We start from the raw sequence: 12,535 nt of genomic DNA on the forward strand, positions 1-12,535 counted from the left end.
CGCGGCCGTGGAGAGGGCGCGGGCCCGGCGAGGGGGCCCGCGCCCTCTGCTGCCTGCCGCCACCCGGGGCGTGCCCGGCGCGGCGCGGTGGCACGCCCGGGAGCATGCCGGGCCCGGCGGCTGTATACAGGTCCACGTGAGGTTGGACGAGCTGGATCGCGCCATAATCCGGGCCCTCGTGGAGGACGCCCGGGCGACGTACGCCGAGATAGGCGCTCAAGTGGGGCTGTCGGCTCCGGCCGTGAAGAGGCGGGTCGACCGGCTCGTCGCCAGCGGCGCGATCACCGGCTTCAGCGCCAGGGTGGAGCCGTCGGCCCTCGGCTGGACCACCGAGGCGTACGTCGAGCTGTACTGCCGGGGCAAGACCTCACCTGCGGAGATCGGCATGGCCGTGTCCCGGCATCCGGAGGTCGTCTCCGCCTGCACGGTCACCGGCGAGGCCGACGCGCTGCTGCACATCCGCGCGACCGACGTGCGGCACGTCGAGCGGGTGATCGAACGCCTGGCGGCCGAGCCGTTCGTCGTGCGCACCAAGAGCGCGATCGTGCTGTCGCGGCTGATTAACGGATCGCTGCACAACGGGTGAAGGACGCAACCGATCCACACGTGATCGCAACGCGGGCGCATTGGATTGTCGCCTTCCGATTCCTACGCTGAAGTCCCGTTCACCCGGTTTCCCGCTTGGAGTCGACGATGACACTCGCGCCAGCCACCGAGACCACGGACAGTGGTCGTACGGGTACGGCCCGGCATTTCCTGATGTGCCGGCCCGAGTTCTTCACGGTCTCGTATTCCATCAACCCGTGGATGCACCCCGAGAACGGCGCCGACACGGCCAGGGCGTTGCGGCAGTGGGAGAGCCTCCGGCAGGCGTACGAGAGCCTGGGCCACACCGTGAGCCTGATCGACCCGATCGAGGGCCTGCCGGACATGGTGTTCGCGGCGAACGGCGCGCTCGTCGTGGACGGGCGGGTCTACGGAGCGAGGTTCGCCCACCCGGAGCGCGCCGCCGAGGGCCCCGCCTACCTGCGGTGGTTCGTCGAACGGGGATACGAGACACTGGAGGCGTCCTTCACCAACGAGGGCGAGGGCGACTACCTGACGCTCGACGAGATGATCCTGGCCGGGACGGGCTTCCGCACCGACGTGGCGGCGCACATGGAGGCCCAGGAGTTCCTCGGCCGCCCGGTCGTCACGCTGCGCCTGGTCGACCCGAGGTACTACCACCTCGACACCGCCCTGTTTCCGCTGGACGGCCACAACGTGGCGTACTATCCGGAAGCGTTCAGCGAGGGCAGCAGGAAGGTGCTGCGGCGGCTGTTCCCCGACGCCGTGATCGCCACGTCCGCGGACGCGGAGGTGCTGGGCCTCAACGCGGTGAGCGACGGCCGCAACGTCGTCGTCAACGCCGAGGCGACCGGGCTGGTCCTGGAGCTCAAGCGCCGTGGCTTCGAGGTCGTCCCGGTGGACCTCACCGAGTTGCGCAAGGCCGGCGGCGGTCCCAAGTGCTGCACCCTCGAGATCCGGCCGAACAGGGAGATTCGATGAACAGCGAGGAACTGATCCGGCTCAGCGAGAGCCACAGCGCGCATAACTACCACCCGCTGCCCGTCGTGATCAGCTCGGCCGAGGGCGCCTGGGTCACCGACGTGGAGGGCAAGCGGTATCTCGACTGCCTGGCCGGCTACTCCTCGCTGAACTTCGGCCACGGCAACCCGGCGATCCTCGCGGCGGCCCGCGAGCAGCTCGACCGGCTGACGCTGACCAGCCGCGCGTTCTACCACGACCGGTTCGCCGCGTTCGTGACCGGTCTTTCCGAGCTGTGCGGCAAGGACATGGTCCTGCCGATGAACACCGGCGCGGAGGCCGTAGAGACCGCCGTCAAGGTCGCCCGCAAGTGGGGCTACGAGGTCAAGGGCGTCGCCCCCGACCAGGCCAACATCGTCGTGATGGAGGACAACTTCCACGGCCGCACCACCACCATCGTCGGCTTCTCCACCGACCCCGAGTCGCGCGACGGCTTCGGCCCCTTCTCCCCCGGCTTCCGGATCGTCAAGTACGGCTCCGCCGAGGCGGTCAGGGAGGCGATCGACGAGAACACCGTGGCCGTGCTGCTCGAGCCCATCCAGGGCGAGGCCGGCGTACTGGTCCCGCCGGACGGCTACCTGGCCGCGGTCAGGGAGATCTGCACCGACAACAACGTGCTCTTCGTGGCCGACGAGATCCAGTCGGGCCTCGGCCGCACCGGCGACACGTTCGCCTGCGATCACGAGCGCGTCGTCCCCGACCTCTACGTGCTGGGCAAGGCCCTCGGCGGCGGCGTGGTCCCGGTCTCCGCGGTCGTCGCGAACGCCGACGTCATGGGGGTGATCGGGCCCGGCCAGCACGGCTCCACCTTCGGCGGCAACCCGCTGGCGTGCGCGGTCGGCGACGCGGTGATCGGGCTGCTGCGGACCGGCGAATACCAGGCCAGGGCCCGCGAGCTCGGCGCGTTCCTGCACGCGCGCCTGGCGGACCTCGGCCCCGGCGTGGTGGCGGTGCGCGGGCGCGGGCTGTGGGCGGGCATCGACATCGACCCCTCGCTCGGCACCGGGCGGCAGATCAGCGAGGCGCTCATGCGCCGCGGCGTGCTCGTCAAGGACACGCACGGCTCGACGATCCGCCTCGCGCCGCCCCTCGTCGTCTCGCAGGACGACCTGGCCTGGGCCGCGGACCAGCTCAGCGCGGTGCTGCGGGAGGCTCGGGCCTGATCCGCACCGCGTCCTGATCGCCGGTGTCGGTGAACCACGTCACCGTGGCCTCCCCGGGCGCCAGGTCGATGGCGGTCATCATGTTGGGGAACCAGGGTCCCTTGCTGATGCGCCACCGCAACGGCGGCCGGGGCAGGCCCCCGGCCCTGGCCAGCACCCCGCCGAGCACGCCCGCCAGCCCGAACGACGCCACGATGTTGGCGAAGCGCAGGGTGCGGCTCAGCGGGTTGCGGATCGGCGAGCAGACGATCTGGTGGACGCGCCCGCCGCCCCGGCGCCGTACGGACGCCATGTAGGAGTAGTGGACGTCGCCCGACAGCAGCAGGACGGTGGCGGGCGGCCTGCCCCGGCCGCCCGAGGCGACCTCCAGCACCACGTGCGCGAGCTCCTCGAACGACCGGCGGAAGGCCCCCCAGTGCTCCAGGTCGAGAAACTGCCGCACCCGCTCGCCCCACCGCGCCGCCCTGCGGCCCCAGATGCCGTCGCAGACCGCCTCGTTCCAGCTCTCGACGTGGTGGATACCGGCGGGCAGCAGGATCGGCAGCGAGGACCCGACGAGCAGGTGGTCGAAATCGCCGGTGGCGTGCTTGTCGAACCAGTCCCACTCCCCGGGGTCGAGCATCCGCCGGCGTCCCGGCTCCAGCACCCGGGCGCTGCGGCTGTCCAGCACGATCAGCCGGCTGCCGCCCAGGTCCCTGTGGTAGCTCCAGCGCACCGAGTCGGGCTCCTTGTCGGCCCGCCGGGCGAAGGCGTCGAGCGCCTCGTCGCCGCCGCCCGCCCGCAGCGCGGCGAGCACGGGATCGGCCTCCCGCTCGGCCGGGGGCAGGTTGCCCAGGTGCTGGTAGATGTAGTACGAGCCGAGCGCGGACACGATACGCCGCTCCCACCACGGCACCTCGGCCATCTGCTCGCGCCATACGTTCGAGGTGTTCCAGTCGTCCCTGACGTCGTGGTCGTCGAAGATCATCAAGGTGGGGACCGTGGCCATCAGCCAGCGGACCGGGGGGTCGGACCACGCCTGCCGGTACAGCTCGGCGTACTCCTCGAAGTCGACGACCTCCTCGGGGCCTTCGTCCCTGCGCCCGGCGATGAACTCCTTCATGTCCGGCGTGAGCTCGTCGGCGTACACCTGGTCGCCGAGCAGCAGGATCAGGTCGGGCCGCTCGTCCGGCGACTCCATCAGGCGCAGCCCGTACGCCCGCAGGACGTCCGGGCCGTGTGTGCGCACGTACGGCTCCTCGTGCGGGACGCTGGTGCGGCAGGAGCCGAAGATCAGCCGGTCGAGGCGGGTCAGCGGGCGGATCACGCTGGGCGGCAGGCCCTCTTCCGGCCACACCCGCCGGTCGTCGAGCTCCACCTCGTAGGCCACCGGGCCCTCGATACCGACGTCGAGCAGGGCGTAGTGGTGGCCGTGCACGGTGAAGGTGCGCTGCTCGGAGCAGGCGTCGCCGGCCCGCACGCGGACCGTGCAGGGCTCGGAGGTCTCCACCCAGACGGTCGCGGCGGCCGTGTCCACGTGGCGCAGCAGCGGGCCCAGCACAAGTTCCGGCACGAGACCTGTCTACTGCAAAAGGACGGCAAAGCGCGACTTATGCCTGTCTGTCCAGCGCCGTTCACCGTCCGTGCGCCGGAACGGCGAAATCCCGCGCGGCGATCGCCGTATTGGCCTATATCGCGATCACCCGGCGCACGGTTTGATCCAGATGTCGCTCCTCCGGTCCGCCTTTCGCGGCCGTCAACGACGACGGCACGCGGGGTCCGGGGGACGACCACGCTTCCGACAGGAGAACAGCAGAAATGACCATCACGGACTTCCCGACAACGGCGTCGGGGGTTCGGTCTCCGATCCCCGGCCTCCGCACCCCCTCACCCGGTGAGCGCGCCCTCGCCGCCGCCCGCTTCCAGCTCGCCGAGGCGTCCCGGTTCCTCGGCCTCGACGACGGCCTGCACCACATGCTCGCCACCCCCCGCCGCTCGCTGACGGTCTCCGTGCCCGTACGGCGCGAGGACGGCCGCCTGGAGGTGGTGCAGGGCCACCGCGTGCAGCACAACCTGTCGCGCGGGCCGGCCAAGGGGGGCATCCGCTTCCACCCCGCCACCGATCTCGCCGAGGTCACCGCCCTCGCCATGTGGATGACGTGGAAGTGCGCCCTCGTCGGCATCCCGTACGGCGGGGCGAAGGGCGGCGTCGCGGTGGACCCGGCCACGCTGACCACCCGCGAGCTCGAACGCGTCACCCGCCGCTACGTCAACGAGATCCTGCCGCTCATCGGCCCGGAGAAGGACATCCCCGCGCCCGACGTGGGCACCGACGAGCAGACCATGGCCTGGATCATGGACACCTACAGCGCGAACGCGGGCTACTCGGTCCCGGGCGTGGTGACCGGCAAGCCCACGGCGCTCGGCGGCTCGCTGGGCCGCGCGGGCGCGACCTCGCGCGGGGTGCAGATCGCCGCGCTGCAGGCGCTGGCCCAGGCGGGTGGGGCGCGATCCCCCGAGGGCGTGACGGTGGCGGTGCAGGGCTTCGGCAAGGTGGGCGCGCTCGCCGCCCAGTATCTGGCCGACGCCGGCTGCCGTGTGGTGGCCGTCTCCGACGCGGGCGGCGCGGTCGTCCGGCCCTCGGGTCTCGACGTCGCCGCGCTGCGCGCCCACGCCGCCGAGACCGGGTCGGTCCACGGCTACCGCGACGCCGACCCGCTCTCCCGCGACGAGCTGCTCGAGCTCGACGTGGACGTGCTGGTGCCGGCCGCGCTCGAAGGCGTGATCACGGCGGACAACGCGCCGCGCGTACGGGCCCGCCTGGTCGTGGAGGGCGCCAACGGCCCCACCACGCCCGAGGCCGACCTGATCCTGGCCGGCAACGGGGTCACGGTGGTCCCCGACATCCTGGCCAACGCCGGCGGGGTGATCGTGTCCTATCTCGAATGGGTGCAGAACACCCAGGCGTACTCCTGGAGCGCCGGAGAGGTCGAGGTGAAGCTCCGCGACCTGATGGAGAACGCCTACCGGGCGGTCGCGGACCTGGCCGCGGAGCGTGACCTCACGCTCCGCCAGGCCGCCCACGCGATCGGCGTGGGGCGGGTGGCCGAGGCCCACCGGATGCGGGGCCTCTACCCCTGACGCCTCTGACGCCCATCTGAGACGGCGACGACGACCGCCTCCCGGGAATATGCGGCTTCCGGGAGGCGGTCAGGCCGTCGCCGCCGTCTCCGTGGCGGCGAGCACGATCCGCTCGCACAGCTCGTGGGTCGCCAGGGCGTCGTTGGCCGCGAGGATCCGCCCCTCCCTGACCGCGGCGAGGAACTCCAGGCAGATCTGCTCGATGCCGCGCTGCCGGGTCGCCGGGACCCAGTCGCCGCGCCTCGTGAGGATCTCGCCCTCGCCGAGGTCCACCAGGTCGCCGAGGTTGACGACCCGCCGCTTCCCGCCGCCGCCCATGACCTCGCAGGTCTCCTCGGCCGCGCCGCTGGTGCGGCTCATCACGCCGACGGCGGTGAAGTGGTCGCCGCCGAGCGTCAGCACCACGTGTTCGAGCAGGCCGTCGCGCACCCTGGTCCTGATCGCGGTGTCGGTGACCGGCCCGGGGGCGAGGAAGCGCAGCGTGTCGGCCACGTGGATGAAGTCGTCGAAGACCACGGTCCGCGGGTCGCCGGGCAGGTCACGCCGGTTCTTCTGCATCACGACCACGTCGCGCGGCAGGCCGCGCAGGGCCGCGTACGCGGGGGCGTGCCTGCGGTTGAACCCGACCATCAGCGACCTGTTGCGCTCGCGGGCCAGCCGTACGAGCCCGGCGGAGGCGGCGGCGTCGTAGGCGAGCGGCTTGTCCACATAGACGTGCACGCCCGCCTCAAGCAGCGTGGTCACGATGGGGACGTGCGCGCTGGTGGCCGCGTGCACGAAGGCGGCGTCGATCCCGGCCTCGGCGAGGCCGTCCACGGAGGTGAAGCGCGCGCCGATCCTGTAGGCGTCGCCGAGCCGGTCGAGAACCGCCCGGTCGCGGGTGCACAGCAGCGGCTCGACGCCCGGCGTCGCGGCCAGCACCGGCAGGTACGCCTTCTCCGCGATGTCTCCCAGGCCGATGATCCCGACTCTCATGCCGGGGAGACTATCGCCGTCCTTCCGGCGCCTTTCACCGCCCCCGCCACCACGCCACCGTCTCCTTCACCCCGTCCTCGATCGGCGTCGGCACAAACCCGAGGACCGCCTGGGAGGCGGAGGAGTCGAGCACGTACGGCCGGTCGAACTGATAACGGGTCTCCCCCAGCTCGCGCAGGAACGGCGACACGAGGCCCCCTGCCTTCAGCGTCCACGCCGGCAGCCGCCGCAGACGCGGCGCCGGGGCGCCCGCGGTCTCGCACACCATCTCGGCGTACCGCCGCATCGTCACCGGCGGCGCGGTCGGGACGTGCCAGGGCCGGCCCCAGGCGCGCTCCTCCTCCGCGGCCGCCGCAAGCGCCCGCACGACGTCGGGCAGGTACGTCCAGCTGTGCGGGATGTCGGGGTCGCTCACGACGGTGGCGGGCCTGCCCGCGAGCAGCGGCTCCAGGAGCCGCGGTCCCAGGTAGGACTGGTCGGACGATCGCGGCCCGTAGTAGTCCGAGCCGCGCACCTCGGTGACCCGGACCCGGCCGGCCTCGTGGGCCGCCCGCATCTCCTCCCACATCCGCGCCCGGACCATGCCCTTCGTGCCCGTCGCGGCGAGCGGCAGATCCTCGGTCATCGGCCCGTCCACCGGCCCATACCCGTACAGGTTGCCCAGGGTGACCAGGACGGCCCCGGACGACTCCGCGGCGGCCAGCAGCGAGGCCGCGATCGGCGGCCAGTCCAGGGCCCACCGGTGGTAGCGCGGGTTGGCGCAGTTGTAGAGCGCGTCGGCCCCCTCGGTGAGCCGCCGCATCACGGCGGCGTCGGCCGCGTCCGCGGCGACCGGCGAGATCCCCTGACGCTCCGGGCCGGAGCCCGAGCGGGTGACGAGGGTCACCTCGTGCCCGCGCTCCGCCAGCGTCTCGGCGAGACCTCCGCCGACCTGTCCCGCTCCGACGATCACATGCCTGCCCATCGGTTCTCCTTCAGACCTGATCCGTCAGCAGCCGCAGCACGCCGTCCACGACGTACACGACCGCGAACACCACACCGGCGGTGACGAGCCCGGAGGCCGCGAGCGCGGCCGCCCCCGCACCGAACCACACGACCTCGAAGGCGGCCCGGGCGATCCCGTGCAGCTGGTGCGGCGCCTTGCCGCCCGCCATGAACAGCCCCCAGAGCGTGGCGAACACGGCCGGGCCGCCGAGCCCCAGAAGGATCTTCACCAGGATGTTGACCTCCCGCGTGAAGCCCCAGTAGGCCAGTGAGATCAGCACTCCCAGCTCCAGGAAGAACATCACTGCCCCGATCGATCCCTTGGCCACGGCGAGCATCTGCACCCCTTGCGTTTATTGCTCCGTTTCGAGAGCAATGCTCTCCCATCGGCACGCTCTCCGTCAAGAGCACCGCTCTCTAATCGCTCGCGTGCTCTGTTAGCCTGGCCTCATGAATGCGAGCAGGACCGCGCGCGAGCGGGTGAGAGCGGAGCTGATCAGGGAGATCACGGACATCGCCCGGCGGCATCTGGCGACGGAGGGGGCCACGGGCCTGTCCCTGCGGGCGGTGGCCCGCGAGATGGGGATGGTCTCCTCGGCGATCTATCGCTACTTCCCCAGCCGCGACGACCTGCTGACGGCGTTGATCATCGACGGATACAACGCCCTCGGAGAGGCCGTCGAGCGCGCCGACGCCGCCTGCGCGCGCGACGACTTCACCGGGCGGTGGCTCGCCGTCTGCCGGGCCGTACGCGAGTGGGCCCTGGCCCATCCGCACGAGTACGCCCTGCTGTACGGCTCACCCGTGCCGGGCTACGCCGCTCCGCAGGACACCATCGCGCCGGCGGTGCGGGACACGGCCGTGTACGGGCGGATCGTCGCCGACGCCCACCGCGCGGGCAGGCTCACCCCACCCCCGATCTGCCCGCCGCCGCCCGCGATCCTGGCCGAGGACGCGAAGATCGTACGGTCGCTGATGCCGGACGTGCCGGACGACGTGGTCACGCGGGCGATCGCCGCCTGGACGGGCCTGTTCGGGATGGTCAGCTTCGAGATCTTCGGCCAGTTCAACAACACGATCACCCACCGCGCCGAGCTGTTCGAGCACAACATGACCTGCCTGGGCCACCTTCTCGGCCTGCCCGAGTAGGCGGCACGGCTCACGGGTCAGAGCGGGCGCGCGCCGAGGCGTCCTTCGAGCAGGAGGAGCAGCTCGCCGAGCAGGTCCCCCAGCTCCCGCCGCCGGTCGGCGCCCATCGCCGCCAGGAGATCGCTCTCATACCGCAGCTGCCGCGGCAGGAGCCGGTCGGCGAGCGCGCGGCCCTCCTCGGTGAGCGCGAGATGGGAGACCCGCCGGTCGCGGTCGTCGAGGCGGCGGCTCACCAGGCCGCGCTCCTCCAGGATCCGCAGCCGCTTGGTGACGGCCGCCCCCGAGGCGAAGGTCTCCCGGGCGATCCGGCCCGGAGTGAGCTCCCCGTCGAGCCGCCGCAGGGCGGCGAGGATGTCGAACTCGGGCCTGGTGAGGCCGTACTCCCGGAGGGGCGCGTCGCCGGCCTGCTGGAGCAGCAGGACGCACCGGGTGAGGCGGCCGATCACGGCGATCGGCGCGGTGTCCAGCTCGGGATGGACACGCCGCCACTGGCGTATCACCTGCGCGACGACGTCCTCTGCGACGCTCTCGGGCGCCTCCTCGGCGATGTCCTCCACGCCCCGATTCCTCAGCCCTGGGTCCGTTCGCAGCCGACTCTATCCCGAGCCGACGCGGCCAGCCTCGCCAGCAGGCGGTGCCCCTCGTGCTCGGCCCGGGCGACCTGCTCCTCCGGCAGCGCGCGCTGCCACCACTCGCCGGCCGCCACGTCGGCGGCCCGGCGCAGCTCCACCAGGGCGTCGACGAGCATGCCGCGGACCCGCGCGGTCTCCCCCGGCTCACCGGCGCCGGCCGCCAGCAGCCGCCGCGCAGCCGCCTGGGCGTCGGCCACGCGCCGCAGCGCGGCGTCGATCCGCCCGGCGCTGCGGCGGTTGGTCACGAGCAGGCAGCCGAGCAGTCCCGCCGCGACACCCACGGCCGTGTCCAGCCAGCGGTCGCTGATCAGCCGCCACCCGGGCTGATAACCGGGCAGCTCGGTGAGCAGGAGGGCCATCGGCGTCACGCACACCGTGCCCAGCCAGTAGTTGCGGGTCATCAGCGCCTCGGTGCAGAACTGGAGGGCCAGCGTGAGCAGGATGAGGGCGAGCGCGCCCGTACGGCCGATCGGCAGCAGCGCCGTGAAGACGAGCAGGCCGACCACGCTGCCGAGGGCGCGCTGCAAAGCCCGTTGCCACGACAGCGTGGCGTTGGCCTGGAAGACGGACGCCGCCGTGACCACCGCCCAGTACGGGTGGCCGACACCCGCCGCCAGCGAGACCAGCCCGGCGAGGGCGGACCCGACGGCGACGCGGACGCCGATCGGGAACAGAGGGGAGGCGGGATGGAACATGCGCAACAGGCCGGGCCCGCCCGGCGCGGCCCGTTCCAGCGCGATCCCCGTGAGCCCGGCGGTCCCCGTCTCACCGAGACTCACCTCGGGCACCGGGCGGTTGCGCCGCACGTCGTCAGCCCAGCCCGCGAAGTGACCCGCCTCGTCGCGGGACACCGAGGGGAGGGACGCCTCCACCCGGGCCAGGAGGCGTTCGAGCGCGCGCCTGCCCGGCCCCTCGGGCGACGGGAGCAACGTGTGCCAGGCCGCGTTGACCGCCGCCGCGGCGTCGTGCCGGGCGAGGGCGGCCGCCGGACCCTCCGCGTGGGAGAGCCGCACGGCGGCCTCCAGGGCGCGGGCCACCGCTGTGCGCTGCGGGCCTTCGGGCCGTACGAGCGCGGGCGCCATGCACACCAGCCAGGCGAGCGCCGCGGCGGACGCGACGAGCGCGAGGTGGATGGGGATCTCCCCGAGCCGCTGCGGCAGGAACGCGCAGGTCGCGCTCATGAAGGTGAAGATCAGGTTCCCCGGCGGCCCGATCCGGGCGGCGTCGCACGCCACCTTGTGCGCGGCGGACAGCAGCGCCGCCACCAGGACCAGGACGGGGGCCGACCGGGTGAGCCCGGCCGCGGTGAGCGCGACGCCCACGCTGGCGACCATGCCCGTCGCCACGCCGAGCAGGGTCCGGGCCCGGACCCGGTAGGGCAGGCCGTGTGCGTAGAGGGCGCACATGGCTCCGGCTGAGGTGTAGACGGCCAGATCCAGGCGGTGCAGCAGGAGAAGGACCGCGTCCGGCACAGCGAGGGCGATGACCGCGCTGACCGCGTGCTTGTGCCAGACGTCCCCCAGCCCGCCGATCCGGAACACTCCCCGCAACGGCAGCCGCCGACCTCGCATGCCCGGCCTCATGATCTCCTATTTGTTTCGCAGGTGGTTTACTCGTAAAACATATCAGCCCGCGAAACGCCTCGACCGGCGCCGAGCCGTCGGGACGCCCCGCCGTACGGCCCACCCGGCTGGGCGTCTCCTCCGGGACTACCCCCGCCGGTCCCTGAGGGCCTCGCCCACGTCGTCGATTTCGGGCAGACCGCCGGCCGGGCCCTCGACCTTGGCGACGAGCGACGACGAGGGCGGCTTGATCGTGACGCGAGGCCGCCAGGCGAGGTATTCGGTTCTCGCCGCTCCCCTGGCGTGGGGCCGGTCGGCCCCGCCCTTGACCCAGGTGTCCCAAATGGAGTCAACCATCATGGGCGTGCCGTCCTTGTCGGTCCACAGCCACCACCACACGAGGGCGGGAGCGAGGGTGGCGTCGGGCTTCTGCCCGAGAAGCGCCCGGAAGGTGGGCGAGACGGCGTACAGATCGGCGAAGGTGATCTTCCCCTTGTAGAGCATCGTGTTCTCGTGTATCCGGCCGTTGCTGTCCTTGAAGCCGGAGCGCTTTTTGAAATAGGTGTCGGACAGCAGCGTTTTCAGCGTCTGCGGCTCGAAGACGTTGACGACCTGATCGGTGAAGGCGCCGCCGTTCGGGATCCCGCCACGCAGGGCCCAGGTCTTCCCCTTGGGCAATGCGGGCGCATACAGGGATCCGGTGGTGTAGAGCCTGCCGTTCACGCTCACGGAACGGTGCGGTCGCGTCTGGATGAGGAGACTCCTGGCCACCGCATCGCCCTCGGCGGCGTCCTTCTTCACGAGGGCCGCGGAGTCGTCCCGCTTGAACCGCAGGCGCCTGCTGAGGTCGGACGCGAGCACCCCCGTCCGCCCGAGCTGGATCGACCCCGCGCGGTCGAAGTCGTACTGGAAGGTGTTGGCCGTGTGGTTGATCAGCCGTGAGCGCGAACCCAGCTGGACGTCTCCCATCTCCGCCACCTTGGCGGTGAGCCGGGCGGACAGCAGCCGCCGCACCGCGGCCACCGGATCGCCGGTGGCGGCTTCCGCGGGAGTGGGAGCCGGCAGAGTGCAGGCCACGGCCGTGGCAGCGAATACCGCAGTTAATCGCCTCATGCGCAGAATGTCCTAACCGATAACCGAGTGGTCAGACATCTTTACATGATCCATTGTGCCTGTGGCCGTGAATGGTGACGCCGCCGTCCATTGATGGACATGCGAAAGGCGGCAGTCGGGGATCTCCCGGTTGCCGCCTTTCGCGTGTTTCACGACAGCCTTATGGGCCGTCAGGGCACTCGCTTGCGCTTTTTGTGCACGGTCACAGGCAGTGAGACCGCAGGTCCTGCCGCATCACTGCGAGGTTCGG

Annotated in this window: 12 protein-coding genes; 5 read left to right on the top strand and 7 right to left on the bottom strand. The window is 72.0% G+C overall.

The window, feature by feature from the left end:
- Positions 1-136: 136 nt before the first annotated feature.
- From ABZ860_RS31405 to rocD, 3 genes are all read left to right on the top strand, one after another.
- Positions 137-586, top strand: coding sequence for an Lrp/AsnC family transcriptional regulator (locus tag ABZ860_RS31405; RefSeq protein ID WP_357227230.1), 450 nt, complete (start codon positions 137-139; stop codon positions 584-586).
- Between the two features lie 107 nt (positions 587-693).
- Positions 694-1,548, top strand: coding sequence for a dimethylargininase (gene ddaH, locus ABZ860_RS31410; RefSeq protein ID WP_357226927.1), 855 nt, complete (start codon positions 694-696; stop codon positions 1,546-1,548).
- Complete coding sequence (gene rocD / locus ABZ860_RS31415) at positions 1,545-2,750, top strand: ornithine--oxo-acid transaminase (RefSeq protein ID WP_357226929.1); 1,206 nt, start codon at positions 1,545-1,547, stop codon at positions 2,748-2,750. The genes ddaH and rocD overlap by 4 nt, the downstream gene beginning before the upstream one ends.
- Here the strand turns inward: rocD and ABZ860_RS31420 are convergent.
- Positions 2,719-4,302, bottom strand: a complete 1,584-nt coding sequence (locus ABZ860_RS31420; RefSeq protein ID WP_357226931.1) for an alkaline phosphatase D family protein — start codon at positions 4,300-4,302, stop codon at positions 2,719-2,721. The two genes, rocD and ABZ860_RS31420, sit on opposite strands and share 32 nt — an antisense overlap.
- Before the next feature lie 245 nt (positions 4,303-4,547).
- Here ABZ860_RS31420 and ABZ860_RS31425 point away from each other — a divergent pair, with 245 nt between their 5' ends.
- On the top strand, positions 4,548-5,870 hold the full coding sequence (locus ABZ860_RS31425) for a Glu/Leu/Phe/Val dehydrogenase (protein WP_357226933.1): 1,323 nt from the start codon (positions 4,548-4,550) through the stop codon (positions 5,868-5,870).
- A 69-nt stretch (positions 5,871-5,939) separates the two neighbouring features.
- On the opposite strand, the gene ABZ860_RS31430 is transcribed toward ABZ860_RS31425, so the two are convergent.
- The 3 genes from ABZ860_RS31430 to ABZ860_RS31440 are packed head-to-tail and all read right to left on the bottom strand — an operon-like array spanning position 5,940 to position 8,167.
- The gene (locus tag ABZ860_RS31430) at positions 5,940-6,845 is read right to left on the bottom strand and encodes a Gfo/Idh/MocA family oxidoreductase (protein WP_357226935.1); all 906 of its coding nucleotides are present in this window, start codon (positions 6,843-6,845) and stop codon (positions 5,940-5,942) included.
- 34 nt (positions 6,846-6,879) lie between these two features.
- Entirely contained in the window at positions 6,880-7,809 is a 930-nt protein-coding gene (locus ABZ860_RS31435) for an NAD-dependent epimerase/dehydratase family protein (protein ID WP_357226938.1), read from the bottom strand.
- Between the two features lie 10 nt (positions 7,810-7,819).
- Complete coding sequence (locus ABZ860_RS31440) at positions 7,820-8,167, bottom strand: YrdB family protein (protein WP_357226941.1); 348 nt, start codon at positions 8,165-8,167, stop codon at positions 7,820-7,822.
- A 112-nt stretch (positions 8,168-8,279) separates the two neighbouring features.
- On the opposite strand from ABZ860_RS31440, the gene ABZ860_RS31445 reads away from it, so the two are divergent.
- Complete coding sequence (locus ABZ860_RS31445) at positions 8,280-8,978, top strand: TetR/AcrR family transcriptional regulator (RefSeq protein WP_357226943.1); 699 nt, start codon at positions 8,280-8,282, stop codon at positions 8,976-8,978.
- Between the two features lie 17 nt (positions 8,979-8,995).
- Here ABZ860_RS31445 and ABZ860_RS31450 read toward each other — a convergent pair whose 3' ends face one another.
- The 3 genes from ABZ860_RS31450 to ABZ860_RS31460 all read right to left on the bottom strand — a co-directional run bounded on the left by ABZ860_RS31450 (position 8,996) and on the right by ABZ860_RS31460 (position 12,285).
- On the bottom strand, positions 8,996-9,535 hold the full coding sequence (locus tag ABZ860_RS31450) for a MarR family transcriptional regulator (protein ID WP_357226946.1): 540 nt from the start codon (positions 9,533-9,535) through the stop codon (positions 8,996-8,998).
- A gap of 11 nt (positions 9,536-9,546) precedes the next feature.
- The gene (locus ABZ860_RS31455; RefSeq protein ID WP_357226948.1) at positions 9,547-11,181 is read right to left on the bottom strand and encodes an FUSC family protein; all 1,635 of its coding nucleotides are present in this window, start codon (positions 11,179-11,181) and stop codon (positions 9,547-9,549) included.
- A gap of 138 nt (positions 11,182-11,319) precedes the next feature.
- Positions 11,320-12,285, bottom strand: coding sequence for a hypothetical protein (locus ABZ860_RS31460; protein ID WP_357226951.1), 966 nt, complete (start codon positions 12,283-12,285; stop codon positions 11,320-11,322).
- Positions 12,286-12,535 lie beyond the last annotated feature (250 nt).

This window comes from Microbispora sp. NPDC046973, assembly GCF_040644495.1.
Classification (GTDB): Bacteria; Actinomycetota; Actinomycetes; order Streptosporangiales; family Streptosporangiaceae; genus Microbispora.

Bases quoted from the DNA above. Each gene is read 5' to 3' on its own strand.
- ABZ860_RS31440 (WP_357226941.1), bottom strand. From the start codon at position 8,167: ATGCTCGCCGTGGCCAAGGGATCGATCGGGGCAGTGATGTTCTTCCTG.
- ABZ860_RS31455 (WP_357226948.1), bottom strand. From the start codon at position 11,181: ATGCGAGGTCGGCGGCTGCCGTTGCGGGGAGTGTTCCGGATCGGCGGG.
- ABZ860_RS31435 (WP_357226938.1), bottom strand. From the start codon at position 7,809: ATGGGCAGGCATGTGATCGTCGGAGCGGGACAGGTCGGCGGAGGTCTC.
- ABZ860_RS31425 (WP_357226933.1), top strand. From the start codon at position 4,548: ATGACCATCACGGACTTCCCGACAACGGCGTCGGGGGTTCGGTCTCCG.
- ABZ860_RS31430 (WP_357226935.1), bottom strand. From the start codon at position 6,845: ATGAGAGTCGGGATCATCGGCCTGGGAGACATCGCGGAGAAGGCGTAC.
- ABZ860_RS31445 (WP_357226943.1), top strand. From the start codon at position 8,280: ATGAATGCGAGCAGGACCGCGCGCGAGCGGGTGAGAGCGGAGCTGATC.
- rocD (WP_357226929.1), top strand. From the start codon at position 1,545: ATGAACAGCGAGGAACTGATCCGGCTCAGCGAGAGCCACAGCGCGCAT.
- ddaH (WP_357226927.1), top strand. From the start codon at position 694: ATGACACTCGCGCCAGCCACCGAGACCACGGACAGTGGTCGTACGGGT.
- ABZ860_RS31460 (WP_357226951.1), bottom strand. From the start codon at position 12,285: ATGAGGCGATTAACTGCGGTATTCGCTGCCACGGCCGTGGCCTGCACT.